22 protein-coding genes are annotated in these 24,498 nt (G+C 59.7%); 12 read left to right on the top strand and 10 right to left on the bottom strand.

What is annotated here, in order from left to right; translation table 11 throughout:
* The first annotated feature begins 106 nt into the window (after window positions 1-106).
* Complete coding sequence (locus ACL2XN_RS21300; protein ID WP_410013457.1) at window positions 107-1,006, top strand: SDR family oxidoreductase; 900 nt, start codon at window positions 107-109, stop codon at window positions 1,004-1,006.
* A gap of 60 nt (window positions 1,007-1,066) precedes the next feature.
* Here ACL2XN_RS21300 and exbD read toward each other — a convergent pair whose 3' ends face one another.
* On the bottom strand, window positions 1,067-1,492 hold the full coding sequence (exbD, locus tag ACL2XN_RS21295; RefSeq protein WP_410013456.1) for a TonB system transport protein ExbD: 426 nt from the start codon (window positions 1,490-1,492) through the stop codon (window positions 1,067-1,069).
* Between the two features lie 3 nt (window positions 1,493-1,495).
* Complete coding sequence (gene exbB, locus ACL2XN_RS21290) at window positions 1,496-2,452, bottom strand: tol-pal system-associated acyl-CoA thioesterase (RefSeq protein ID WP_410013455.1); 957 nt, start codon at window positions 2,450-2,452, stop codon at window positions 1,496-1,498.
* 426 nt (window positions 2,453-2,878) lie between these two features.
* Here exbB and metC point away from each other — a divergent pair, with 426 nt between their 5' ends.
* Complete coding sequence (metC, locus tag ACL2XN_RS21285; protein ID WP_413729399.1) at window positions 2,879-4,105, top strand: cystathionine beta-lyase; 1,227 nt, start codon at window positions 2,879-2,881, stop codon at window positions 4,103-4,105.
* 90 nt (window positions 4,106-4,195) lie between these two features.
* The gene (locus ACL2XN_RS21280; protein WP_410013453.1) at window positions 4,196-4,861 is read left to right on the top strand and encodes a DedA family protein; all 666 of its coding nucleotides are present in this window, start codon (window positions 4,196-4,198) and stop codon (window positions 4,859-4,861) included.
* A gap of 26 nt (window positions 4,862-4,887) precedes the next feature.
* Here the strand turns inward: ACL2XN_RS21280 and ACL2XN_RS21275 are convergent, their stop codons facing one another.
* The gene (locus ACL2XN_RS21275; protein WP_410016727.1) at window positions 4,888-5,757 is read right to left on the bottom strand and encodes an AraC family transcriptional regulator N-terminal domain-containing protein; all 870 of its coding nucleotides are present in this window, start codon (window positions 5,755-5,757) and stop codon (window positions 4,888-4,890) included.
* Window positions 5,758-6,048: 291 nt separating this feature from the next.
* Between ACL2XN_RS21275 and dkgA the strand changes: the two genes are divergently transcribed.
* A complete protein-coding gene (dkgA, locus tag ACL2XN_RS21270; RefSeq protein WP_410016726.1) occupies window positions 6,049-6,879 on the top strand; it encodes a 2,5-didehydrogluconate reductase DkgA in 831 nt (276 codons plus the stop codon).
* A gap of 111 nt (window positions 6,880-6,990) precedes the next feature.
* Here the strand turns inward: dkgA and ftsP are convergent, their stop codons facing one another.
* The 3 genes from ftsP to parC all read right to left on the bottom strand — a co-directional run bounded on the left by ftsP (window position 6,991) and on the right by parC (window position 11,612).
* Window positions 6,991-8,403: a cell division protein FtsP gene (gene ftsP / locus ACL2XN_RS21265; RefSeq protein WP_410013452.1), complete on the bottom strand. Its 1,413-nt coding sequence runs from the start codon at window positions 8,401-8,403 to the stop codon at window positions 6,991-6,993.
* A gap of 5 nt (window positions 8,404-8,408) precedes the next feature.
* Window positions 8,409-9,161: a 1-acylglycerol-3-phosphate O-acyltransferase gene (locus ACL2XN_RS21260; RefSeq protein WP_410013451.1), complete on the bottom strand. Its 753-nt coding sequence runs from the start codon at window positions 9,159-9,161 to the stop codon at window positions 8,409-8,411.
* 162 nt (window positions 9,162-9,323) lie between these two features.
* Window positions 9,324-11,612, bottom strand: a complete 2,289-nt coding sequence (gene parC, locus ACL2XN_RS21255; RefSeq protein ID WP_410013450.1) for a DNA topoisomerase IV subunit A — start codon at window positions 11,610-11,612, stop codon at window positions 9,324-9,326.
* 223 nt (window positions 11,613-11,835) lie between these two features.
* Between parC and ACL2XN_RS21250 the strand changes: the two genes are divergently transcribed.
* The 7 genes from ACL2XN_RS21250 to ACL2XN_RS21220 all read left to right on the top strand — a co-directional run bounded on the left by ACL2XN_RS21250 (window position 11,836) and on the right by ACL2XN_RS21220 (window position 19,746).
* Window positions 11,836-12,417: an NAD(P)H-dependent oxidoreductase gene (locus tag ACL2XN_RS21250; protein ID WP_410013449.1), complete on the top strand. Its 582-nt coding sequence runs from the start codon at window positions 11,836-11,838 to the stop codon at window positions 12,415-12,417.
* A 42-nt stretch (window positions 12,418-12,459) separates the two neighbouring features.
* The gene (locus ACL2XN_RS21245; RefSeq protein WP_162366350.1) at window positions 12,460-12,771 is read left to right on the top strand and encodes a putative quinol monooxygenase; all 312 of its coding nucleotides are present in this window, start codon (window positions 12,460-12,462) and stop codon (window positions 12,769-12,771) included.
* A gap of 288 nt (window positions 12,772-13,059) precedes the next feature.
* The gene (locus tag ACL2XN_RS21240; protein WP_413729398.1) at window positions 13,060-14,580 is read left to right on the top strand and encodes a sugar ABC transporter ATP-binding protein; all 1,521 of its coding nucleotides are present in this window, start codon (window positions 13,060-13,062) and stop codon (window positions 14,578-14,580) included.
* An 8-nt stretch (window positions 14,581-14,588) separates the two neighbouring features.
* Window positions 14,589-15,575 carry an ABC transporter permease gene (locus tag ACL2XN_RS21235; protein WP_413728854.1) on the top strand — a complete coding sequence of 329 codons (987 nt, stop codon included), beginning with the start codon at window positions 14,589-14,591 and terminating at the stop codon, window positions 15,573-15,575.
* 229 nt (window positions 15,576-15,804) lie between these two features.
* Window positions 15,805-17,160 (top strand): glycerol-3-phosphate transporter, encoded by a 1,356-nt coding sequence (gene glpT / locus ACL2XN_RS21230; protein WP_410013447.1) that lies wholly within the window; start codon window positions 15,805-15,807, stop codon window positions 17,158-17,160.
* A gap of 254 nt (window positions 17,161-17,414) precedes the next feature.
* On the top strand, window positions 17,415-18,485 hold the full coding sequence (locus ACL2XN_RS21225) for a sugar ABC transporter substrate-binding protein (protein WP_413729397.1): 1,071 nt from the start codon (window positions 17,415-17,417) through the stop codon (window positions 18,483-18,485).
* Between the two features lie 10 nt (window positions 18,486-18,495).
* A complete protein-coding gene (locus tag ACL2XN_RS21220) occupies window positions 18,496-19,746 on the top strand; it encodes an LVIVD repeat-containing protein (protein WP_413729396.1) in 1,251 nt (416 codons plus the stop codon).
* Window positions 19,747-20,039: 293 nt separating this feature from the next.
* Here ACL2XN_RS21220 and mtnK read toward each other — a convergent pair whose 3' ends face one another.
* Window positions 20,040-21,239, bottom strand: a complete 1,200-nt coding sequence (mtnK, locus tag ACL2XN_RS21215; protein WP_413729394.1) for an S-methyl-5-thioribose kinase — start codon at window positions 21,237-21,239, stop codon at window positions 20,040-20,042.
* A gap of 127 nt (window positions 21,240-21,366) precedes the next feature.
* On the opposite strand from mtnK, the gene mtnA reads away from it, so the two are divergent.
* Window positions 21,367-22,398, top strand: a complete 1,032-nt coding sequence (gene mtnA / locus ACL2XN_RS21210; RefSeq protein WP_410013443.1) for an S-methyl-5-thioribose-1-phosphate isomerase — start codon at window positions 21,367-21,369, stop codon at window positions 22,396-22,398.
* Window positions 22,399-22,521: 123 nt separating this feature from the next.
* Here mtnA and ACL2XN_RS21205 read toward each other — a convergent pair whose 3' ends face one another.
* Genes ACL2XN_RS21205 through ACL2XN_RS21195 form a run of 3 tightly spaced genes read right to left on the bottom strand, consistent with a single transcriptional unit; the run spans window position 22,522 to window position 24,364 of the window.
* Entirely contained in the window at window positions 22,522-23,067 is a 546-nt protein-coding gene (locus tag ACL2XN_RS21205; protein WP_413729393.1) for a 1,2-dihydroxy-3-keto-5-methylthiopentene dioxygenase, read from the bottom strand.
* Window positions 23,064-23,753, bottom strand: a complete 690-nt coding sequence (gene mtnC / locus ACL2XN_RS21200) for an acireductone synthase (protein WP_410013441.1) — start codon at window positions 23,751-23,753, stop codon at window positions 23,064-23,066. Before mtnC ends, ACL2XN_RS21205 begins: the two co-directional genes overlap by 4 nt.
* Window positions 23,750-24,364, bottom strand: coding sequence for a methylthioribulose 1-phosphate dehydratase (locus tag ACL2XN_RS21195; RefSeq protein ID WP_413729392.1), 615 nt, complete (start codon window positions 24,362-24,364; stop codon window positions 23,750-23,752). The genes mtnC and ACL2XN_RS21195 overlap by 4 nt, the downstream gene beginning before the upstream one ends.
* Between the last annotated feature and the right edge of the window lie 134 nt (window positions 24,365-24,498).

The following is a 24,498-nucleotide window of genomic DNA, read 5'->3' as shown; positions in this document are numbered from 1 at the left end:
AATTGAGATTAAAATAATCGCTCGAAATTTTAATATTCGACAAATCCGGAAAATCAACTAGGCTTAAGCTTAAATAGGTATGCTTATTATTTAAAAGGAGAGAAAGATGGCTGATTTTGATCAATATACCATGCGTAATCCCGTGACCCAATATACCCGGGAGGACTTTCCTGAACAACGCCAGGACGCGCCGGGACTACAATCCGATATGACCCCGGTTCCTGATTGCGGTGAGCAAACCTATCGCGGCAGCGGCCGCCTGGCCGGACGCAAGGCCTTGGTTACCGGCGCTGATTCCGGCATCGGACGCGCCGTGGCCATCGCCTATGCCCGGGAAGGGGCGGATATCGCCCTGGCATATCATCCCGATGAACATAAAGACGCCGAACAGGTAGCGGAACTGATTAAGGAAGCGGGACGCAAAGTATTTATGCTGCCCGGTGATTTAAGCGACGAGTCGGTAAATGTCAAAGTGGTGGAAGATGCGTACAACCAACTGGGCGGCCTGGATATCCTGGCGCTGGTGGCCGGGAAACAAACGGCGGTGGAGGATATTGCCGATCTGACGACCGAACAGTTCCGCAAAACGTTTGAAACCAATGTCTTTTCACTGTTCTGGATGACCAAGGCGGCGTTGCCGTACCTGCCCGCCGGCGCGTCCATCATTACCACCTCGTCCATCCAGGCCTACCAGCCCAGTCCGTCGTTACTGGATTACGCGGCCACCAAAGCCGCCATCCTGAACTTTACCCGCGGACTGGCTAAACAGGTCGCCGCCAAAGGCATCAGGGTTAACTGCGTGGCGCCCGGCCCCATTTGGACCGTATTGCAGGTGTCCGGCGGACAGCCCACCGAAAAGCTGCCTTCATTCGGCACGCAGACCCCGCTTGGCCGTGCCGGTCAACCCGCCGAACTGGCGCCCATCTATGTCTATCTGGCTTCGCAGGAATCCAGCTACGTCACGGCCGAAGTCCACGGCGTCACCGGCGGCAATCACTTAAGCTAACCGTTCCATGGCGGGCCAGGCCCGCCAGCACCGGCTCAAAGCCGCCGAATTCACAGCAGCCTAGCGCTTGCCGCCGGATTCCGCCCCAACCAACCCCACCTTGAAGTACCCTCCCTGGCGCAGGTTATCCATTACCGACATCAAGGTCTCGTAATCAACGCTTTTATCAGCCTGGAAAAAAATCGTGGTGTCTTTATTGCCCTGGGTCAGCGTATCCAGCGACGTCGCCAGGTTAGCCGGTGTGACGGGTTGATCACCGAGGAACAACTGCTTATCCCCTTTTACCGACAGGTAAACCGGCTTTTCCGGACGCGGCTGCGGGGCCGCGGTGGAGTTGGGCAAATCCACCCGGATATCCACCGTTGCCAGCGGGGCGGCCACCATAAAAATAATCAACAACACCAACATCACGTCGATAAACGGCGTCACGTTGATATCGTGCATCTCCCCGTCGCCGTCAATGTCTTCATTCAAGTGCATTGCCATCGCTTAACCTATCCGAAACTTTGCCACGGCATGCGCGCTTTGACGCCCGGCGCTGGCGGCCAGATCCAAATCACGGCCCAATAACAGGAGAACCTGCGCGGCGCAATCTCCCACCATGGCTTTATAGCCGGCGATAGTGCGCGCAAAAATATTATAGATAACCACGGCGGGGATAGCGGCGAACAGACCGATGGCCGTGGCCAGCAGCGCCTCGGCAATGCCCGGCGCCACCACCGCCAGGTTAGTGGTCTGGGTATGGGCGATGCCGATAAAACTGTTCATGATGCCCCAAACGGTCCCGAATAAACCGATAAACGGCGAAATGGCGCCGATGGTGGCCAGAAAACCGTTGCCTTTACCCATCGCGCGGCTGGTGGCCGCGACGCTGCGTTCCAGCCGGAAGGCGACACGCTCTTTAATGCCGTTGCTGTCGTTAGACTCGGCGGAGAGATCCAGCTCATTTTGCGTCATGGCCAGCAGCCGGCCGGCGACGCTGGCTTCTTTAAATGCCGCCGCGGCCGAAAAAGCCTCGTCCAGGCTCTTCACCTCCGCAAGCGACGCCATCTCGCGGCGCAGTCGGCGTTTCGCCGACGACAGTTCGGCGCTTTTACCAAAAAACAACGCCCAGGTGATGATGGAGGCAATCAGCAGCCCAATCATCACGGTCTTGACCACCACATCGGCATGCTGATACATACCCCATACCGACAGATCCATCTGCGGCAGCAACCGCTGGCCGGAGGCGTCGACAGGTATCGCCTGCGGCAACCTTTGCGGCGCGGCGACGGCGGCGGTTCCCATCGGCGCGGGGGCGGTATCCGGCGCGGCGGCGGCGGCCGGCCCTGTCAGGCCAAATACCATAAGCGTCGCGACGGACATGCCACGCAACACTGCGGATAATGAATAAGCACGTCGCTGCGCCCTTTGGGACAGGACCTGGACCCGTTGTAAAACAGCCATTTTCACGCTGCGCCTCCACCTAAAACTTTGCTAAAAAATAATCCAGCCAGAATGATAGCAAACAGAACGGGAATTGATAGTGGTTCTCATTATTATTTGTATCAACCATTCTTGCGCCACCGACAACCCGCGATAAAATTTATCCTGCGCTCATCAACCTAATAACACCTCGCCGTGGAAAATAACGTTATTAACACTTCGGTTAAAGAACCGTTCAGTTCCCGTACGCGCGGGTTACGGCGGCGGCGGCGCTTATGCCGGATCCCTCTTTTTAAATCAAAATTAATATTATTATAAATCGTTTCAGCCCGGCCAAAACGCCTGCCGCCGCGGCGTATTCATGTTAACGTAGCACAGCGAACACCGGCGTCATTGCGCCGGTGGACCCTTCAGTACAGACAATCAGTTAAAGGCGTAGCGTGGATAATGAAGGCTAAGAAAATCGAGACGGCGTTGATTACCGCCGGCAGGGATAAAAAATATACCCAAGGGTCGGTCAATGCGGTTATCCAGCGGGCCTCGTCGTTGGTCTTTGACTCGGTCCAGGCGAAAAAAAAAGCCACCGCCGGACGTGCCCAGGGCGAGCTGTTCTATGGCCGGCGCGGAACGCTGACCCATTTTTCCCTGCAGCAGGCCATGGTGGAACTGGAAGGCGGGGCGGGATGCGCCCTATACCCCTGCGGCGCGGCGGCAGTGACCAATGCCATTCTCTCGTTCGTCTCGGCGGGCGACCATATCCTGGTTACCGGCTCAGTCTATGAGCCGACCACGGATTTTTGCCGCCATATCCTGGGCAAGCTGAATGTCGCCACCACTTGGTTCGATCCGCTGATAGGCGCCGGGATCGCCGCCTTAATCCAGGAAAACACGCGGGTGGTATTCCTGGAATCGCCGGGGTCCATCACCATGGAAGTACAGGATATCCCGGCGATCGTGAAAGCCGTTCGCGCGATCAACCCCGATATCGTGATTATGCTGGATAATACCTGGGCGGCGGGCATTTTGTTGCCGGCCCTGGAACTGGGCGTGGATATTTCCATCCAGGCCGGCACCAAATATATTATCGGTCACTCCGACGCCATGCTCGGCACGGCGGTCGCCAACGACCGCTGCTGGGATCAGTTGCGCGAACAATCGTATTTGATGGGCCAGATGGTGGATGCCGATAGCGCGTATATGGCCGCGCGCGGCCTGCGCACCCTGGGCGTGCGTCTTAAGCAACACGCCGAGAACGGCATGCGGGTAGCCTCCTGGCTGGCTGGCCGGCCGGAAGTGGCGGTGGTCAACCATCCGGCGTTGCCCAGCTGTAAAGGCCATGAGTTTTTTGTCCGTGATTTTACCGGCGCGAGCGGACTGTTCTCTTTTGTGCTGAAAGCGCGTCTGAGCCAGGCGCAACTGGAGTATTATCTCGATCACTTCATCCATTTCAGCATGGCTTATTCATGGGGTGGTTTTGAATCGCTGATCCTGGCCAACCAGCCCGAGGACATCGCGGCTATCCGCCCCGCCGGCGGAGTCGACTTTACCGGCACCCTGGTCAGGCTACATATCGGCCTGGAAAATACCGATGACCTGATCGCCGATCTCGCCGCCGGTTTCGCCAGGATTGAGGAAGCGTCTCATCGCGCATACCCGGGATCAGGTCTAAAATAGTTAATAAATATTGTCTGATTGCGTACGCGATCGAGGACAGACAGGGATGTTAACGTTAAGCTGCCAATAAAATGAGATAAGCAGGTAGAGATGAGCGTATTACATGAGATTATCCGCGCGCTTTGGCAACAGGATTTCGCCGCCCTGGCAAATCCGCGGGTAATCGGGATAGTTTACTGTGTGATGTTCGCCACCCTATTCCTGGAAAACGGATTGCTGCCGGCCTCGTTTTTACCCGGCGATAGCCTGTTGCTGCTATCGGGCGCCATGGTGGCGAAGGGGGTGATGGCGTTTATACCCACCCTTATCATCCTTACCGTGGCGGCAAGCCTGGGCTGCTGGTTCAGTTATCTGCAGGGCCGCTGGCTCGGGGATACCCGTATTGTCCGCGGCTGGCTGCTGCACCTGCCCGCCCATTACCATCAGCGCGCCTACGCGATGTTCAATCGCCATGGCCTGATGGCGCTGCTGGTCGGCCGTTTCCTGGCGTTTATCCGCACGCTGTTGCCCACCATGGCGGGAATTTCCGGCTTAAGCAGCACCCGTTTCCAGCTGTTTAACTGGTTAAGCGCCCTGATATGGGTCGGCACGCTGCTGACGCTGGGATTCGCCATCAGCCATGTGCCGTTGGTAAAACACCATGAAGACCAGGTGATGATGATCCTGATGGTGCTGCCGCTGGTATTGCTGTGCAGCGGGCTGGTAGGCACGCTGGTGCTGCTGCTGCGCAAACGCAAGGTCAAGGATGCCGCCTAGCCCCCTTTTTCTCCTCCCGGCGGGGGTTATATCTGCAACGCCGGGTTATGTCCCGGCACGCGCACGCGCGCCACGTCTTCCCGGGGCGAGATACCGAAATAACGTTTAAACTCCCGGCTGAACTGCGAGGGGCTTTCATACCCCACCTGCATGGCCGCGGTACCGGCGTTCAGTCCGTCATGCAGCATCAGGATGCGCGCCTTATGCAGCCGGTAGGTTTTCAGGTATTGCAAAGGCGAAGTGCTGGTCACCGCTTTGAAATTATGATGGAACGCCGACAGGCTCATATTGACGTCCGCCGCCAGTTGCTCGATGGTCAGGTTATCGGCAAACTGCCGTTCAATTTTTTTCAGGATCTTGGCGATCTGGTTAAAATGCGATTGCCGGTTCGCCAGGGCGTACAGCGCGTCGCCGCATTCGCCCTGCAGCAGGTAATACAAAATTTCGCGCACCACGGCCTGCCCCAGCACCCGCGCGTCCAACGGCTTATCCATAATATCCAGCAGGCGTTCGGCGGCACAAAATAATTCTTCGGTCAGCGGCGCGGCGTTAATGCCGCTTGACCGGGGGGTAACCGGCCTGAACTGCGCATCGTCCCCCATATCGATAATCAAATCCTGCAGCATCAGGGTATCGACGCCAATAAACAATCCCACCAGCGGCTCTTCCCGCGAGGCGAACGTCTCGCATTCGAACGGCAGCGGCACGCTCAGCAGCAGATATTGGCTGGCGTCGTAAACAAAGGTTTTGCCGCCGAGATAACCGGTTTTACGGCCCTGGAACAGGATAATGATGCCCGGCTCGTACATTACCGGGGTGCGGGCATAATAGGCGTCGGCATGCAGCAGCTTCACATGGGGAATGGTCACGGCCTTGTTCTCCCGCAACAATTGCATGGCGCGCAGCGACAAACGGGTACAGAGGGATTGATTTTGCGTCATGGCAAGGTTCTCTTGTTTGTACGATCCTACAGGTATAGTGCCTTTTTTTACTCCTTTTCTATAGTCTTTTGGAGAAACAGGCAAATAGCGGACAGGAATAAGCATTGAGTCCCAGCCGTGGGATGATCACAATGGAGGGGTACTCACGCCACGCAACACCGCAATTTCTACTAGAATAACTGATCTCGCAACGAGAGATCCCTGCCGGCCTGAACGGGACCGGCGCATGGAAAGTAAGGAGAAATGATGTCGACGCAACCTACAGTAAAATTTCATGATGGACGTACCATGCCACAGCTCGGGCTGGGCGTTTGGCAGGCCAGCAACGAAGAAGTCCTGAAGGCGGTGCAGGAAGCGCTGAAAGTCGGTTACCGCTCTATCGACACCGCGGCCATTTACAAGAACGAGACCGGCGTCGGCGAAGCGCTGCAGGCGGCCGCATTGCCCCGTGAACAGCTGTTTATCACCACCAAGCTGTGGAACGCCGATCAGACGGTGGCGCCTAAGGCGCTGGAAGAAAGCCTGAAGAAGCTACAGCTTGATTATGTCGATCTGTATCTGATGCACTGGCCGGTACCCTCGCAGGATACGTATGTCCAGGCCTGGCGCGATATGGTCAAGCTGAAGGAGGAGGGACTGGCAAAAAGCATTGGCGTTTGTAATTTCCATGCTCCTCATTTGCAGCGCCTGCTGGATGAAACCGGCGTTACGCCGGTGATTAACCAAATCGAACTGCATCCGTTGCTGCAACAGCGCGAACTGCGCCAATGGAACGCCGCCCATGATATCCTGACCGAATCCTGGAGCCCGTTGGCCCAGGGCGGGGAAGGCGTTTTTGACCAGGCAATTATCCGCAAGCTTGCGGAAAAATACGGTAAAAGCCCGGCGCAGATCGTGATCCGCTGGCATCTCGACTCCGGCCTGGTGGTGATACCGAAATCGGTAACGCCGTCGCGTATCAAAGAGAACTTCGCGGTGCTGGACTTCAAGCTGCAGCAGGACGAGTTGGACGCCATTGCCCAACTGGACTGCGGTAAACGACTGGGGCCAAATCCGGATACGTTTGTGAAACCCTGATAAGCGCCGGTGGGCATGACTGGCCTGGTCATATTCTCTCCGGGTCCCGCCGGGATCCGGGGGGGCTTACATTGCCGTGAGCCGCCGCAGTCGTATGGCCGGGCCGGCAATTTAGCCGGGACTGACGGTAAACTGGCCGGCGCAGCCGCGATCGGCCATTTCCAGCGTCTGGCTATAATACAGGAACGGGAAATGGTCGCCGGCCACCTGCGGAAACCAGACCATCAACTCCACATCGCCGTCGACCCATACCGTATCCTTCCAGCCGCGGTCTTCCGGCAAGGGCGAATTGCCATTGACCCGCTTGATCAAAAACGCCACGCCCTGGATATGGAATGACTGCGCCGTCTCGGCGTGGATGATCCAGCGCTCAAAGCTGCCTTGCAGCGCCCGGAAATCGGTGCGGTTCATATCCCACATGGCGCCGTTGATTTCAGGCTGGCTGCCCCCGAGATGAAACTCCCGCGTGCGGGTGATATTGCCGTCGATCACCTGGTCCGACAGCAGCCGCATCGGCAGGTTATCGGTGACCAGCGGCAGCAGGCCGGTGGGTTTGAGCGTCAGCACAATGGTTGAGATCAGGATCGACGAGGGTTCAAAAAAACCGCGCACCCGATCCATAATGCCCGCCGCCGCGCCGGCGGTGATCGCCACTTCTTCGCCTTTCGACATATCAATCAGGATTTCGCGCCGCTCGCCGGGGGCAAGCGAGAGTTGGCTTACCGGCACCGGGGCCGGTAAAAACCCCTGATCGCCGGCCACCACCTGCATGGTGCGTCCGTCGCTCAGCTGCAGCTGGTAGCGCCTGGCGTTCGAGGCGTTAAGCAGCCGCAGGCGCACCCAGCCCCGGGAAACCTCCACGAACGGACTCTGGGCGCCATTGGCCAGCAGGGTGTCGCCGAAAAAACCGCCGTTGGCCGGCGGGTTATAGACTGGGGCGCCAAAGTTATCCAGGCGCTTATCCTGGATGATGACCGGGAAATCGTCCACGCCGTAATGATTAGGCAGAGGTGAGGACTTACTGACTTCATCTTCCACCAGCCAAAGCCCCGCCAGGCCGTTATAGATATGCGGCGCCATGCGGTTGGGGGTGTTGGCGTGATACCAGCAGGTGCCGGCCGGCTGGCGGATGGGGATAACCGGCGACCAGTCGACGCTGGCCGACATCATGCGCGGGGCGCCGCCCATCAGCGAGCCGGGCACTTGCAGGCCGCTGACCGTCATGGAAACCGGTTCGTTAAGACGATTGTTATAGATGAGCTTAACGTCGTCGCCGTTGTATACCCGTACCGTCGGGCCAAGGTAGCCGCCGTTGATACCCCAGGTGGCGGCGCGCCTGCCGGGCATAAACTCCCAGTGCGCCCGTTGCAGCGTCAGGAACAGCGGCTGTCCCCGGCGCGATTCCAGCAACGGCGGAATGGGCAAGGCGGTCGGTTGCCCGGCGGCCCGCGCCCTCAGCGGCAGCGCGCCGGCGCATAACGCAATCCCCGATGCCTGGATAAACTGACGCCTGTTGAATGACATAGCCGTTACCCGGCCTTTTGCGGCGCCGGACGCCCTTCGCGCTGGGCCACTTCCGCATCCAGCTCCGCCAGTTTGGCCGCCATGATATCGCGGCAGTGCGCGGCCAGTTCGCGCACCTGATCGCGCCCATAAGGCGTGATATCCACCGGCGGCAGAATTTCCACGATCACCAGGCCGTTGTTCCAGCGGTTCAGCCTGATCTTACCGTTGGACGTATTGGAGACGCAAATCGGCACCACCGGCACCCCGGCGGCGATAGCCGCGTGGAACGCGCCCATTTTAAACGGCAGCAGCCCGCGGCCCCGGCTGCGGGTGCCCTCCGGGAACATCCAGATGGATATGTTTTTTTTCTTTATCTGCTTAACGATTTCAGCAATGGTGCCGTGGGCGCGCGAACGGTTTTCGCGATCGATAAGCAGATTGCCCGTCAGCCAATAAAGCTGGCCGAAAAAGGGAATCCACAGCAGGCTTTTTTTACCCACCGTCACCGTGCGCGGCTGCACCATGCTCGCGGCGGTCACCATGTCATAATTATTTTGATGATTGGCGATATAGATGCAGTTTTGCCGGGTCACCAGCGTTTGGGGGTAACGCAGTTCGACCTTCAGGCCGAGGATGGGAGCCATTCGCCCGAACATCCGGCCGAAAGTGGCGACATGACGTGGGTTTCTCGGGCTGAACAGACAATAAATCAAGCCAAATACGCAAATACAAATAGAAAGCAGCACCACCACAATGGTACGAATAATCGCTAGCATATTAACCTCTTAACCATCAGCCGCCGCTAGTATACCGGCTTCATGACAAAATACACGGTTATTCCCCGTACGGCGCTGATAACATTTAAGTCAAACCGCGGCCGGCTGACCTCAACGCCGCCGGGGGCCCGGCGGAAAAGCGCGGGCCCAACGGCCGGACCGCTACTGGTCCGGCAGCGCGGCCTGACCAGGATCGGCCGCGGCCAGCGGGTCGTCTATCTCAATGCGGTCGATACGCTGCAGGCCGCGGGGCAGTAGCGTTCCTTTCCGTCCCCGTTCGGCGCGATATTTTTGCAAGTCCTCCGGTCGCAGGGTTAATTTGCGTTTGCCGACATATAGCGTAGCCGATCCCTTGGTGGACAACAGCAGCATCCAGACCAGGCGATCTTTGCCGGCGGCCGCGTCGGCCGCGGCAATCGAGACAATTTTATTGCCTTTGCCCTTGGTAAGCTGCGGGAGATCGCTTACCGGGAACAGCAGCAGCCGTCCCGCCTCGGTAATCACCATCAGCAATTGCTCGATCTCATCATTCACCCAGAGCGGCGGCATGACCCGGGCGTTTTCCGGCAGGGTCAGCATCACCTTGCCGGCGCGGTTGCGGGCCACCAGATCGTCGAAGGTGCAGACGAACCCGTATCCGGCATCGGAGGCCAGCAGCAGTTTCTGCTGGTCGGTGCCGGTCAGCATCTGCTCGACGGTAGCGCCGGGCGGCAGCGTCAGCTTGCCGGTTAACGGCTCTCCCTGCCCTCTGGCCGATGGCAGCACGGACGGCTCCAGCGCGTAGCTGCGCCCCGTGGAATCGATAAACACCACCGGCTGGTTGCTTTTGCCGCGGGCGGCGGAAAGGAAGTTGTCGCCGGATTTATAGTTCAGCGCGCTGGGATCGATATCGTGCCCCTTGGCGCTGCGCACCCATCCCATGGTGGACAGGATGATGGTCACCGGTTCCGACGGCGTCAATTCGTTTTCGCTCAGCGCCCTGGCCTCGCCGCGCTCAACCAGCGGCGAGCGGCGGGGATCGCCGTAGGCGGCGATGTCCGCCTCGATCTCTTTCTTCAGCAGATTGCTCAGCTTGCGCTCGGAGGCCAGGATGCCCTGCAGCTTTTCGCGCTCTTTTTCCAGCTCCGCCTGCTCGCCGCGGATTTTCATCTCTTCGAGTTTAGCCAAATGGCGCAACTTTAATTCCAGGATGGCGTCGGCCTGGGTCTCGCTGAGCGCAAAGCGCTGCATCAATTGCTGTTTCGGCTCATCCTCGGTGCGGATGATATGGATGACCTCATCCAGGTTAAGGTAGGCCACCAGCAGCCCCTGCAGGATATGCAGGCGGCGCAGCACTTTTTCCAGCCGGTAGTTCAGGCGGCGGCGCACCGTGTCGCGGCGATACACCAGCCATTCGGTGAGGATTTCCAGCAGGTTCTTGACCGCCGGACGGGCGTCAAGACCAATCATGTTCATGTTGATGCGGTAGCTGCGCTCCAGATCGGTGGTGGCGAACAGATGATGCATCACCGCCTCCAGGTCGACCCGGTTGGAACGCGGCACCACCACCAGACGGGTGGGATTTTCATGATCCGACTCGTCGCGCAGATCCTCCACCATCGGCAGCTTCTTCGCCCGCATCTGGGCGGCGATTTGTTCCAGCACCTTGGCGCCGGACACCTGGTGCGGCAGCGCGGTAATCACCGCCTCGCCGTCCTCGATTTTCCACAGGGCGCGCATGCGCACCGATCCGCGTCCGCTTTGGTAGATTTTGCGGATATCCTCGCGCGGGGTAATGATTTCCGCCTCGGTGGGATAATCAGGCCCCTTGACATGGTCCAGCAACTGCTCAAGGGTGGTTTTCGGATTGTCCAGCAGCGCGATAATCGCGGCGCCGACCTCGCTGACATTATGCGGCGGGATATCCGTGGCCATGCCGACGGCGATGCCGGTGGTGCCGTTAAGCAGGATATTGGGCAGCCGCGCCGGCAGGGTTTTCGGCTCCTGCAGCGTGCCGTCGAAATTAGGGGCGTAATCCACGGTGCCCTGGCCGAGCTCGCCGAGCAGCAGCTCGGCGTATTTGGACAGCCGGGACTCGGTGTAACGCATGGCGGCGAAAGACTTGGGATCGTCCGGCGCCCCCCAGTTGCCCTGGCCGTCCACCAGCGGATAACGATAGGAAAACGGCTGCGCCATCAGCACCATGGCTTCATAGCAGGCGCTGTCGCCGTGGGGATGATATTTACCCAGCACATCGCCTACGGTACGGGCCGACTTTTTATATTTGGCGTTGGCGTTTAGCCCCAGCTCCGACATGGCATAGACAATACGGCGCTGTACCGGCTTGAGGCCGTCGCCGATAAACGGCAGCGCGCGATCCATGATGACGTACATGGAATAGTTAAGGTAGGCATTCTCGGTAAATGTATGCAGCGCCAGGCTTTCCGCGCCGTCATGAGCCAAATCACTCATTGATTGTTGTTTCCTCTCACCGCGGTATGGTCTGGGTGGCTAGCCATACCCTTTGGTTTGGTGGTAATAGTCCATGATACTACCCTATCCGGCCCCCGGCTGTCACAGGGCTTGATGGCGCGGCTTTATTGCGCCGCGGACAAAAATGTTGTGCGTCAGGCGCCCTGTTTCATTTTGTCCGCGCGGGCTACACTGCCGTTCAATCTATTTAAGGCAGGATAAAATGAAAAACGTCTTTATTATTAACGCAGGTAAAAAATTCGCCCACTCCGAGGGCGCCTTAAACAACACCATGGCCGACGTGGCCGCCACGTTCCTGACGGAGGCTGGCCTGAACACCCGCGTGACGGTGGTGGACCAGGGTTACGACAGTGAACGCGAGGTGGACAATTATCTTTGGGCAGACGCGGTCATTTACCAGATGCCCGGCTGGTGGATGGGACAGCCCTGGATCCTGAAAAAATATATCGACGAGGTTTTTACCGTCGGTTACGGGCGCCTGTATGCCAGTGACGGGCGCACGCGTTCGGACAGCACGAAAAAATACGGGTCCGGCGGCCTGATCCAAGGCAAAGGCTATATGCTGTCGCTGACCTGGAACGCTCCGCTTGAGGCCTTCACGGACCCGGATCAGTTTTTCGAGGGCGTGGGCGTGGACGGGGTTTACCTGCCGTTCCATAAAGCCAACCAGTTCCTCGGCATGTCGATGCTGCCGACCTTTATCTGTAACGATGTCATAAAACAACCGCAAATTGAGCGGGATATCATAAAATATCGCGAGCATCTCGGCCGCGTCTTTGGTTAACTAGTGTCGACCCGAACTACCCATCCAAAAACTGAGGAATCGATGATCACGGTAATTGCAGAAATCAAAGTGAAACCGGGACGAAGAGAAGCGGTTTTAGCCGCCATCCAGGCACTCCGGCCCAACGTTCTGGCGGAAGACGGTTGCAGCGAATATACCTTGCTCACCGACTATAAGGCGCAGGTGCCCTGGCGCAAAACCGCTCCCGACTCCATTTTCATGCTGGAGCAGTGGAAAAGCATCCGTCATCTCGAGCAGCACCAGCAGGCGCAGCATATGGACGATCACCGCGCTCATATCCGCAACGACGTCATGGACGTGACTTTCCATATTCTGGAAAGACGCACCGATTGATTTTTGCCGGGCAGCCCCGCGCGGCTGTCACCGATAATACCAGGCCGGCAGTGACCTGCGATGCGGGGCAACTGCCGGATTATCTCCTCGCCGGTCCATCAATGTTTGCCCTCTGCCCCGCCCATGGGGGATTCAAGGGCGTCAGCGCGTCGGCAGGGATAAAGATCAAGACCGTTTTTATGTAGCTTATGCTTTTTCCGTTATTGCCAAAACACCCCTGTTGATGAAATATTCCGTCATTATGGAATAACGGTCCTTTATGGCGTGTCGGAAAAAATCCCCGTGCTCATGTCTACACCCAGGCCCAAAGAGACGTCCCGCCTGGAAATGCGTCATATTTCCATTGCCTTCGCCGGTTTCAGGGCATTGGACCAGGTCGACTTCACCCTTGAAGGCGGCTCGGTGCACGCGTTGATCGGCGCTAACGGCGCCGGCAAATCCACACTGATGGCCATCCTGTCCGGCACCTACGCCCATTACCAGGGCGAGATCCTGATAGACGGCGAACCGGTGGATCTGCGCTCGCCGCGCCAGGCCAAGCTGCAGGGGATCCATCTGGTGCAGCAGGAAGTGGATGTGGCGCTGGTGCCGACGCTGACGGTGGGGGAAAATATCATGCTGGACAGGCTGGCGGAACGCGGCCAGCTGTGCCACTGGCCCCGGCTCTACCGGCAGGCGCAGGCGCTGCTCACGCAGTTGGAGGTCAATCTTGACGTGCGCCTGCCCGTCGGCCGTTGCACGCTGGCGGAAAAACAGCACATCCTGCTGGCGCGGGCGTTGTCCCACCGCTGCCGTTTCCTGATCCTCGACGAGCCCACCGCGCCGCTCGATCTTGCCGAAAGCGAGCGGCTGTTTGCGGTGACCCGACGTTTGCAGGCGGAAGGCATCGGCGTGGTGTTTATTTCCCACCGCATCCACGAACTGGCGCAAATCTGCGATAGGTTAACGGTACTGCGCGACGGCAGGCGGGTCGGCGACGGCCCCATGGCCGGTTTGACCAGCGCGCATATCATTGAAAAAATGCTCGGCCACCCCCTGGACGCTATTTTCCCGCCGCCGCGTCCGTCCGCCGCCAGCCCGATCCTGCTGCGGGTGGAGGGACTGCACGATGAAAGCCTGCTGCGCGATATTTCCCTTTCGCTTCGCCGGGGTGAAATCCTGGGGATAGCCGGCCTGGCCGGCGCCGGTAAAACCGAGCTGTGCAAGGCATTGTTCGGCGCCTCGGCCGCCGGCGTCGCCCACGGCGAACTGAACGGTAAACCCTGGCGCCCGACGACGCCTTATGACGCGGTAAGGCGGGGGCTGGCCCTGGTGCCGGAGGAACGGCGCAAAGAGGGCATCTTTATCCACGAAAATATCCCCATGAATCTGAGCGTCTGCGCAGACGCTACGTTTACCCGCTGGGGCTGGTTCAGCGCCGGCCGGGCGCGGCGCTTCGCGCAGCAGGTGGTGGATCGCCTGGGCATTCGCGCCAGCGGACTGGATCAACAATTGCTGCGCCTGTCGGGCGGCAACCAGCAAAAAGTGGCCATCGGCAAATGGCTGCGCGGCCACGCCGAGGTGCTGATCTTCGACGAACCGACCAAAGGCGTGGATATCAAGGCCAGGCAGGATCTGTTTGTGCTGATCGACGGCCTGGCGCGCCAGGGCAAGGGCATTATCTATGCCTCGGGCGAGTTTTCCGAACTGCTGGGCCTGTGCGATCGGATTTGCGTGATGTGGGACGGCCGTATCGTGGCGCAGCTGGACGCGCGCGCCACGGATGAGGAAACCCTGTTGTTATATTCAACCGGAGGTACGCTCCCGTGAGCAACGATCTGTTCGTAAAGGCTGGCGCGCTGCCCTGGCGCCACCGTTTGTTTGAATTTTTATACCGTTGGGGGATGCTGCTGACGGTAGTGGCGCTGGTGGCGCTGTTCGGCCTGGCCTCGGATAACTTTCTCGATCCCAATAATATCGTCAATATCCTGCGCTCCATCGCCATTGTCACCGTGATCGCCATCGGCGTCTCCCTGTCGCTGGCGGTGGGTGGTTTCGACCTGTCGGTGGGGTCGACCGCGTCGCTTGCCAACGCGCTGGTGATGTCGATGTTTGTCTGGCATGGCCTGGATACCACGCAGGCGATAGTGCTGACCCTGGCCGCCTGTACGCTGGTGGGACTGTTCAACGCCTTTCTGATCGTGGTGCTGAAAATCCCCGATATGCTGGCGACCCTGGGATCGCTGTTTGTGGTGCAGGGCGTCGCGATGACCTACAGCTTCGGCGGCTCCATCACGCAAAATATGGTGCTGCCGGGGGGCGATATGGCGGAAGGCGAGATACCGGCGGTGTTTTCCACCCTGGGCCAGGTGCCGGTCATCGTGATTATCATGCTGGCGGTCACGGTGGTGGTGCAGCTCGGTTTATCCCTGACCAAGCACGGGCGCCGGATGTACGCCATCGGCGGCAATCCGGAAGCGGCGCGGCTGGCCGGCATCCGTACCGCACGTTACCGCATCCTCGCCTATGTCATCTCGTCGTGGCTTGCCGCGCTGGGCGGTATTTTACTGGCCTCGCGCATCGGGTCTTCCCAGGTAAACGCCGGAGGCGGCTACCTGATGGACGCGGTGGCCGCGGCGTATATTGGCTTTTCCCTGGCGGGGTCCGGCAAACCCAACGCCTTGGGCACGCTGGTGGGCGCGGTGATCCTGGGCGTATTGCAAAACGGCCTGGTCATGATGTCGGTACCCTACTATGCGATGGATATCATCAAGGGCCTGGTGCTGGCCGCGGCGCTGGCCATCACCTATATCCAGCGCCGCTGACGCAAGGTGGTGTTGCCGTCGCGCGCCGGGCGGACCGGCGGCATAACCCTATTAATGTAAGTGTTTCTATCAGATTCCCGCAGCATTCTATCAAAAACGGAATATTCCTCCCGACGCGGGTCGCGTAATACGTGGCCCATGCGCGACTTTGCCCCGCCGCTCCGGCCATACTTCGGTTGCCTGAATAAAAGTATAGGCAGGTCATTTTTTCAACATCACCGGAGACGAAATGCTACGTTTGTTCAAACCCGCCGCCCACCAGCCCCGCGTACCCGATCAACGGGTTGATCCCCTTTACCGCCGCCTGCGCCGGCAGCTGTTTTTAGGTATTTTTTTCGGCTACGCCGCGTATTATCTGGTGCGTAAAAATTTTGCGCTGGCGATGCCTTACCTGGTTGAGCAAGGCTATAGCCATGGCGACCTGGGCGTTGCCTTCTCAGCCATTTCCATTGCCTACGGCATATCCAAATTCGTCATGGGTTCGGTGTCGGATCGGTCCAATCCCCGGGTATTCCTGCCGGCCGGGCTGTTACTGGCCGCCGCGGTGATGCTGTTTATGGGGCTCGTGCCCTGGGCGACCTCCAGCATCGCCATTATGTTCGCGCTGCTGTTTGCCTGCGGCTGGTTCCAGGGCATGGGCTGGCCCCCGTGCGGGCGCGTCATGGTGCATTGGTGGTCCCATAAGGAGCGCGGGACCATCGTCTCGGTATGGAATTGCGCCCACAACGTGGGCGGCGGCATTCCGCCGCTGCTGCTGCTGCTGGGCATGATTTGGTTTAACGACTGGCACAGCGCCCTGTATATGCCGGCCGTGGCCGCCATCGTCGTGGCGGTGGTCGCCTACGCGCTGATGCGCGACACGCCCCAGTCCTGCGGGCTGCCGCCGATAGAGGAATACAAAAACGACTACCCGCCGGAATATGATAAACACGCCGCCGAACAGGAGCTGACCACCCGGCAGATCCTGCAAAAATATGTCTTCCCCAATAAGCTGCTGTGGTATATCGCCCTGGCCAACGTGTTTATTTACCTGCTGCGCTACGGCATTCTCGACTGGTCGCCGACCTACCTTAAGGAGGTAAAGCACTTCACGCTGGATAAATCCTCCTGGACCTATTTCTGTTATGAATATGCCGGTATTCCCGGCACGCTGCTGTGCGGCTGGATGTCCGATAAAGTTTTCAGGGGCAATCGCGGCGCCACCGGGATGTTTTTCATGGTGCTGGTCACGCTCGCAACGGTAGTGTACTGGCTTAATCCGGTGGGCAATCCCGGCGTGGATATGCTGTGCATGCTGATGATTGGCTTCCTGATTTACGGTCCGGTGATGCTGATAGGGCTGCACGCCCTGGAGCTGGCGCCGAAAAAAGCCGCCGGCACCGCCGCCGGTTTTACCGGCCTGTTCGGCTATCTTGGCGGCTCGGTGGCGGCCAGCTCCGTGGTCGGCTATACGGTGGACTATTTCGGCTGGGACGGCGGATTTATGATAATGATCGGCGGCTGCGTCCTGGCCGTGCTGTTGCTGGCGCTGACCATGTTCGGTGAAAAACAGCACCGCCGGCAGCAGGCGGCGGCGAACGCCTGACCGGCATCACTTCTGCGCGGCGTAGTCCGATGATACGCCGCGTTTTTATCCCCTGGGTGGCCCACCGCACGCCAATCATCCCCAAACACACGAAATGGCATAACATCTGCCAAAAAGTCATAACGGAAAACATTTCTTATTACGCGCGCGCTGGCTATGATGCAATGCCGGGCCGAATAGACATCCAGACATACAGGCTTCTATCTTATGCCCCGGCGCCCACGCTTATCCTATTTACCCTCATGGAGCCGTTGATGAAAAAATTATTCTCCCCGCTGCTGGCGCTGGGCCTGCTGGCAGGCCTGCCAGCCTTCGCCGCCGCGCCCGCGCCCGTGCCCGCCGCCATCGCCCAGCATAACGGTCCCATCCGCATCGCGGTCATCCGCAACCTGGGATCGGATGACAATACTACACAGTTTGTCTCGGGGGTCATCGAGGAGGGGAAAAAGCTGGGTTTTAAGGTCAGTACCTTTTTAAGCAACGGCGACGATGCCCGGTTCCAGGATTTTGTTAACCAGGCCATTACCCAGAAATACGACGGCATTATCCTGTCCCAGGGGCGGGACCCTTATTCCACCGAGCTGGTCAAACGCATCGCCGCCAGCGGTATAGCGGTGTCGGTATTCGATACGGCGGTTAACGGCGTGGTGCCGGGCGTAACCGTCACCCAGCAGGATGACGCATCCCTGACCCGGGAATCCTTCGGGCAGTTGATCAAGGACTTCAACGGCAAGGCCAATATCATTAAATTATGGGTGGCCGGCTTCCCGCCCATGGAGCGGCGCCAGGCGGCCTATAAAGCCCTGCTGCAGGACAATCCCGGCATTCATGAGCTGGAATCCCTCGGCGCGGTGTCGTCGGATGTGCAGGGCGATACCGCCAATAAGGTCGGCGCGGTGCTGGCCAAATATCCCAAAGGTAAAATCGACGCTATCTGGGGCACCTGGGACGCCTTTAGCCAGGGAGCCTATAAGGCGCTCAAGGAAAACGGCCGAACCGAAATCAAGCTGTACAGCATCGACATTTCCAACCAGGATCTGCAATTGATGCGTGAATCGGACAGCCCCTGGAAGGTCAGCGTGGCGGTGGACCCAAAGCTTATCGGCAAAATCAACCTGCGCCTGGTGGCCAATAAAATAGCCGGCGCGCCGACGCCCGCGACCTATGAATTCCGCGCCGCCGTTATCCCCCAGGCGCTGCTGGCCAGCCAGCCGGGGGCGGTGAATATGGCGTCGCTGGCGACCATTATCCCCGGCTGGGGCCGGGCGGACGACTTTGTCGCGCCCTGGTTTGCCACCCTTGAAGCCGTTCACGCCAAAAAATAAGGGCATACCGATGGCAGATAAGCAACTCCCCGTCCCGGAATACAGCCGCAATATGCGGCTGCTCAGCCATAGCGACCAAGGGGGTAGACCCGACGGCGTGCAGGTCATGGTGCACCGGGGCTACGCCTACATTGGGCATATGGTGTCGCAAGGCGTATCCATTGTGGATGTGCGCGATGTCAAGCATCCGAAACCCGCCGGTTTTATCGCCGCGCCGCCCGGTACCTGGAACGTGCATTTGCAGGCCCATGACGACCTGCTGCTGGTGATTAATGCGCGCGATTTGTTTGCCGACGCGCGTTTTGCCGATGAAAAAGTCTATTACACCCGCCAGGTCAACGATACCGTGGGCCAAGGCCCGGCGGATCGCGGCTGGAGCGCCGGTTTACGCATTTTTGATATCAGCGTTCCCGACAGGCCGCGGGAAATCAGCTTTTTATCCCTGGACGGCATCGGCATTCACCGCATCTGGTATGCGGGCGGGCGCTGGGCGTATGTGTCGGCCCTGTTGGACGGCTACAGCGATTATATTTTCCTGACCATCGATTTGGCCGATCCCGCCCGTCCCGCGGTAGCGGGAAAATACTGGCTGCCGGGCATGCACACCGCCGGCGGCGAACAGCCGGATTGGCCACAGGGCAAACGCTATGCGCTGCACCATGCCATTGTCAGCGGCGATACCGCCTACGGCAGCTGGCGCGACGGCGGCCTGACACTGCTGGATGTCAGCGATCGCACGCGGCCGGTATTGATAAGCCACCGCAACTGGAGTCCGCCGTTTGGCGGCGGCACCCATACCGCCCTGCCCCTGCCGGACCGGGATCTGCTGATCGTGCTGGACGAAGCGGTGCTGGATAACCAGGAAGACGGCGAGAAACTGATTTGGGTCTTTGATATCCGCGCGCCGGCGAACCCGGTGAGCATCGCCACCTTCCCGCAGCCAAACGAAGCGGATTACGTGCGTAAAGGCGCGCATTTCGGTCCGCATAACCTGCATGAAAACCGTCCGGGCAGTTTTATCAGCTCGACGCTGATTTTCGCCACTTACCAGAATGCCGGGATACGCGCCTATGATATCAGCGATCCCTATCATCCGCGGGAAACCGGCGCGCTGGTGCCCGCGCCGCCGGCGACGCTAATGGATAAACGCCCCGGCAGGCCGAAGGTCATACAGTCCTGCGATGTCTTTGTGGATGCCCAGGGCATTATCTACGCCACGGATTACAACGCCGGGCTGTCGATTATCGAATATTTGGGCTGAGGATAAAGTACCAGCGGGCGTTCGCGGGCTGGGTCCGCGAACGCCGCACAGCAATAGCGGGAAAAAACTCAGAAGATTAATTTGAACACGCCGGTGAGGGTTAACAGACCAACAATAAAGATAATCGCAATAATCCACAGAAAAATTTTCATTCCCTTTTCCTTCTCGTTTGGGTTGTCATCGTTTAGCGCTTAAGTCGATGAAATCGTTATATCAGTATAGAAGAAGAAAACAGGAATGCAGGCCACCCGCAAGAAAAAATACGCATCATTGCGGCGGCCCGGTCCGGCGGCTCAGCCGTTCTGCCTGATGCGGGCCAGCAGCGCGTCGACATCGGGAATATGCGCCGCCGCCAGAATCAGCGTCTTGCCCAGGCTCAGCGCCTGGCGCTGGCATTGATGGCGCATTGCTTCGTCGGTGATGGTATCCAAATCCGCGACATGGGCAAAACCGATAGTGCGCCGGATTAGCTCGGTGCCGCAATATCCCACCGCATCCGTCCAGACCTGCTGCAGGAACCGCCGCGCATAGCCGGGCTCGGCCAGCATGATATCCCGGCTTTTTTCAACAGCCAGGCCCAGGAACCCTTCGGCGAACGCCTGCCACAGCGCGCGCACGTCCCTAAGGCGCTGCTCGCGGGCGCCGGCCGCCTCGCGCAGGGCCAGCAGCCCCGGCAGGCCGCAGTAATTGAGCAGCAGGTTGCCCATGGCGGTGCCGAGATCAAACCCCATCGGGCCGTAATAGCCGAACTCGGCGTCTATTACTTTTAGCCGGCCCGCGGCGACAAAGATCGACCCGCTGTGGACATCGCCGTGCAGCAACGCCTGCGCCTGGCTGAGGAAGCGATGCTTTAAACCCGCCACCGCCGCCTTCAGCGCGCTGTCGCCCTGTATCGCCGCCACCTCGTCCGTAAGCGACGGCGGGAATGCATTGCGCTCATGGGTGATATAAGGATCGGTAAAAAACAGATCTTCGGTGATCTGGCACATCTCCGGATTGGTGAAACGGCTTACCTCCGCTTTTTTGTGCTGGGGACGCTGGTAAAAATCCGAGGTATGGAATAGCGCCTGCGCCAGATATTCGCCCAGCTGGCCGGCGGCCTGGGGATAAACAGCGCCGTTGATCAGTTCACGGCGCCAGATGCTATGGTCGGAGAGATCTTCCTGAATCATCACCGCCAGGTCCGCGTCGTGGTGCAGGATGCGCACCGTGTGCCGCGGGCAGAACGCCCCGTGGATGAGCAGGGTTTCCGCTTCGATCCTGGCGCGATCGAGCGTCAGCGGCCATGATTCGCCGACGCAGCGCACATAAGGCAGCGCCTGCTTGACGATGACCCGGCTGACGCCCTGGCTGTCCAGGATTTTAAATACCAGGTTCAGGTTGCCGTCCCCGACCTCTTCGGCGGCCACCAGGGCATCCGGTTGCTCCACGCCGGCATAATGGCGGGCATAATCCACGGCGTCGGCGGCGGTGAGGGTATGGTAAACAGACAAGGCGCACCTCATACAAAGGGAATTAAGGCCGTAAAGGCGTAAAAGCATGTAGACGTCTATACATCTTCCCGTCATGTTGGCAGAATAGCCATTAAGTTGCAATAACCTAAAAGGGACTTAACGATCGATGCAAAATCTTAACACCGCCAGCATGCGCGTGCGCGACGGCCGTTTGTGGATTCTGGACCAGCAGGCGCTGCCGCAGCGGCAAAACTGGTGCGCCACCGATACCGCGGCGGATCTTATCGATCATATCCGCACGCTCCGGGTACGCGGCGCGCCGCTGATCGGCCTGTCCGCCAGCCTGCTGCTGGCGCTGCTGGCGGAAAGCGGCATGGCGCGCCCGCAGCTGGCGCAATCCCTTGCCGCTTTAGGCGCGGCGCGGCCCACGGCGGTTAACCTGATGAATAATCTGGCGCGAATGCGTCTGGCGCTGGAGCAGGAGGCTTATGCCGCCGCCATGGCGGCGGAGGCGTTGCGCCTGGTGGAAGAGGACCGCTCGCTGTGCGCGGCCATTGCCGGCCACGGCGCGGCGCTGGTGCGCCCCGGCAGCCGCCTGCTGACCCATTGCAATACCGGCGGCCTGGCCACCGCCGGCATCGGCACCGCCCTTGGCGTGATAAGCGTGGCCGCCGCGCAGGGCAAGGTACAAAAGGTCTGGGTGGATGAAACCCGTCCGCTGCTGCAGGGCGCGCGCCTGACCGCCTGGGAGCTGGGAGAACAGGCCATACCCTATACGCTGATTTGCGACGCCATGGCCGCCGGCCTGATGGCGCGGCGGGAAGTGGACGCCGTTTGGGTCGGCGCGGACCGGATTGCCGCCAACGGCGACGTGGCCAATAAAATCGGCACTTATAGCCTGGCGGTGCTGGCGCGCTTCCACGACATCCCCTTTTATGTCGCCGCGCCTCACACTACCCACGATCCCGCGTGCCCCGACGGGGACGCCATTCCCATTGAGCAGCGGGCGGCAAGCGAGGTCACCGGGGTAGCCGGCAGCTTCGGCAGTTGCCAATGGGCGCCGCAAAACGCCGATGTCTATAATCCGGCGTTTGATGTCACTCCCGCCGCGCTTATCAGCGCCTGGGTGCTGGATACCGGCGTGGTGACGCCCGGGCAGGCGCAGGCAGGCATCTTCCGCCGCCCGCTGGCGTGCTAGCACCGGCGCGAAGCCACAGTCTACCGGAACGCCATCGCTCACGCCGGCCGGTAATCAACCGGGCGGCCATAGGGCATCCGGCGCGGGATGCCCCGACCGGATGCCGGGCATTGATGCGGCCGCTTATCTCTCCAGGCGCGGATAACGGTCGGCGATGGCATCGCCGGTAAACCTGGCCACCCATCCTTCCGGGTTGTCAAAAACCCGGATGGCGGTGAAATGCGGGGCGCTTCCCATATCAAACCAATGGGGCGTGCCGGCGGGCACCGAGATAAGATCGTTCTTCTCACACAGGATCTGCCAGATTTTTCCATGCAGATGCAGGCAAAACAAACCGGCGCCCTCGACAAAAAAGCGCACCTCGTCTTCGCCGTGGGTGTGTTCCGCCAGGAATTTTGCCCGCAGCTGCTCGCGCTCCGGATGATCGGCGCGCATGCTGATCACATCCCAGCTCTGATAGCCTTTCTCCGCCACCAGCCGGTCGATGGCCGGCTGATAGGCGGCGATCACCGCCGCCGGAGCCGGATCCCGCTCCAGTTCACGGTCAGCCTGCCAGCGCTCAAAACGAACGCCGATGTCGTTAAGCTGCCGGCGGATGGCCTCGGCGTCGCGGCTTTGCCACACCGGCTGGTCGGCATGGGTATCGCTGAAAATCGTTAACGCGCTCATTGGGCGATCTCCTGTAAGTCAATCTGGTCAAACCGGTTAACCTGGGGGTAATGCTGCTGCGGATCCGCCTCGTCGCGCACCAGCTGGCACACCCGCCAGCCCGCCGCGCGCGCCGCCGCCAGCTCTTGCCCGATATCGGACAGGAACAGCAGCTCGCCGGGCGGCAGCCGCAGCTCGCGGGAAATGGCGCGATAGGACGCCGTCTCCCGTTTGGCGCCGATGCGGGTATCAAAATAGCCATCGAACAGCGGGCGCAGGTCCCCGGCCTCGCTGTGGCCGAACAGTAATTGCTGGGCCTCCACCGAACCGGAGGAGTACACATACAGCCCCAGCCCCTGCCGCCGCCATTCGGCCAGTCTGGGCGCCACATCGGGATAAAGGTGGCCGAGAAAATCGCCCTCCTGGTAGCCCTCGCGCCAGATCATGCCCTGTAGGGTTTTCAAGGCGGTGGACTTGCGGTCTTCATCCATAAAACCGAACAGCGTGGCGATAAGCGCCTCGGTATCGGCCTCGGGCCGGTTGATTTCCCGCCGTAATGCCGCCAATGCCCGCGCCACGTCTTTCCCGGCGGCATGCCGGCGCACATAGCCCGCCAGCCGTTCGCGCGCGTAGGGAAACAGCACCTGATGGACAAAACGGATATCGCTGGTGGTGCCTTCGATATCGGTGACGATGGCCCTGATCATTTTGCCTCCAGCTGGCGGCGCAGCAGCTCGCACTGGAACAAGAACTCCAGCCCTTCCAGATGGCGCCGCGCCTCGAAGACATCGCGCCCCCAGCAGTAGAGGCCGTGGCCGCGCACCAGAAAGCCGTGGCGCAACGGGGTAGCCTCGTGATGGGCCGCCACCCGGGCCGCCAGCGCCGGGATATCCTGATCGTTATCGAAAATCGGCACGGCCACCTGTTCCAGGTGGCTGGCGACGCCGTCGAGGGATTTTTGCATCTCGTAGCCCGTCAGCAGCAGCGCCTGGCCGGCCTCAAGGCGCGACAGCACGGTGGCATTCACCGAATGGGTATGCAAAATGGCCCCGGCCGCCGGAAAACAACGGTACACCAGGGTGTGCAACCCGGTCTCGGCGGAGGGTATGCGCGCGTCCAGCACCTGGTTGGTGGTGATATCCACCGGCAGGAAATCCTGCGCGCGCAGCCGTCCCTTATCCTTGCCGGATTCGCTGATAAGGCACAGCCCCGCCTGCGCGCGCACCGACATATTGCCGCCGGTAGCCGGGCTCCATCCTTTGGCGCCGATCCAATGGCACGCGTCCACCAATGCGGCCAACTGCTGATTCTCTGCCATACCTGTCCGTTCTCCTGCCGCGGGCGATAAGGGTCAACGTGATTTTTAGCCGTTTAACCATCCGCATGTCTTGATAGCTAAATAGTAACATCGGGGTAATGCAACGGCAACATGGCGTGAGCAGACTCTTTCCC

It is taken from the genome of Sodalis sp. RH22, assembly GCF_047324165.1.
Classification (GTDB): Bacteria; Pseudomonadota; Gammaproteobacteria; order Enterobacterales; family Enterobacteriaceae; genus Acerihabitans.
This window is presented reverse-complemented; position numbering and strand designations above follow the sequence as displayed.

Excerpts from the sequence above, each read along its gene's own strand:
- ACL2XN_RS21300 (WP_410013457.1), top strand. The coding sequence starts at position 107 with ATGGCTGATTTTGATCAATATACCATGCGTAATCCCGTGACCCAATAT.
- exbD (WP_410013456.1), bottom strand. The coding sequence starts at position 1,492 with ATGGCAATGCACTTGAATGAAGACATTGACGGCGACGGGGAGATGCAC.
- exbB (WP_410013455.1), bottom strand. The coding sequence starts at position 2,452 with ATGGCTGTTTTACAACGGGTCCAGGTCCTGTCCCAAAGGGCGCAGCGA.
- metC (WP_413729399.1), top strand. The coding sequence starts at position 2,879 with ATGAAGGCTAAGAAAATCGAGACGGCGTTGATTACCGCCGGCAGGGAT.
- ACL2XN_RS21280 (WP_410013453.1), top strand. The coding sequence starts at position 4,196 with ATGAGCGTATTACATGAGATTATCCGCGCGCTTTGGCAACAGGATTTC.
- ACL2XN_RS21275 (WP_410016727.1), bottom strand. The coding sequence starts at position 5,757 with ATGCAATTGTTGCGGGAGAACAAGGCCGTGACCATTCCCCATGTGAAG.
- dkgA (WP_410016726.1), top strand. The coding sequence starts at position 6,049 with ATGTCGACGCAACCTACAGTAAAATTTCATGATGGACGTACCATGCCA.
- ftsP (WP_410013452.1), bottom strand. The coding sequence starts at position 8,403 with ATGTCATTCAACAGGCGTCAGTTTATCCAGGCATCGGGGATTGCGTTA.
- ACL2XN_RS21260 (WP_410013451.1), bottom strand. The coding sequence starts at position 9,161 with ATGCTAGCGATTATTCGTACCATTGTGGTGGTGCTGCTTTCTATTTGT.
- parC (WP_410013450.1), bottom strand. The coding sequence starts at position 11,612 with ATGAGTGATTTGGCTCATGACGGCGCGGAAAGCCTGGCGCTGCATACA.
- ACL2XN_RS21250 (WP_410013449.1), top strand. The coding sequence starts at position 11,836 with ATGAAAAACGTCTTTATTATTAACGCAGGTAAAAAATTCGCCCACTCC.
- ACL2XN_RS21245 (WP_162366350.1), top strand. The coding sequence starts at position 12,460 with ATGATCACGGTAATTGCAGAAATCAAAGTGAAACCGGGACGAAGAGAA.
- ACL2XN_RS21240 (WP_413729398.1), top strand. The coding sequence starts at position 13,060 with ATGTCTACACCCAGGCCCAAAGAGACGTCCCGCCTGGAAATGCGTCAT.
- glpT (WP_410013447.1), top strand. The coding sequence starts at position 15,805 with ATGCTACGTTTGTTCAAACCCGCCGCCCACCAGCCCCGCGTACCCGAT.
- ACL2XN_RS21225 (WP_413729397.1), top strand. The coding sequence starts at position 17,415 with ATGAAAAAATTATTCTCCCCGCTGCTGGCGCTGGGCCTGCTGGCAGGC.
- ACL2XN_RS21220 (WP_413729396.1), top strand. The coding sequence starts at position 18,496 with ATGGCAGATAAGCAACTCCCCGTCCCGGAATACAGCCGCAATATGCGG.
- mtnA (WP_410013443.1), top strand. The coding sequence starts at position 21,367 with ATGCAAAATCTTAACACCGCCAGCATGCGCGTGCGCGACGGCCGTTTG.
- ACL2XN_RS21205 (WP_413729393.1), bottom strand. The coding sequence starts at position 23,067 with ATGAGCGCGTTAACGATTTTCAGCGATACCCATGCCGACCAGCCGGTG.
- mtnC (WP_410013441.1), bottom strand. The coding sequence starts at position 23,753 with ATGATCAGGGCCATCGTCACCGATATCGAAGGCACCACCAGCGATATC.
- ACL2XN_RS21195 (WP_413729392.1), bottom strand. The coding sequence starts at position 24,364 with ATGGCAGAGAATCAGCAGTTGGCCGCATTGGTGGACGCGTGCCATTGG.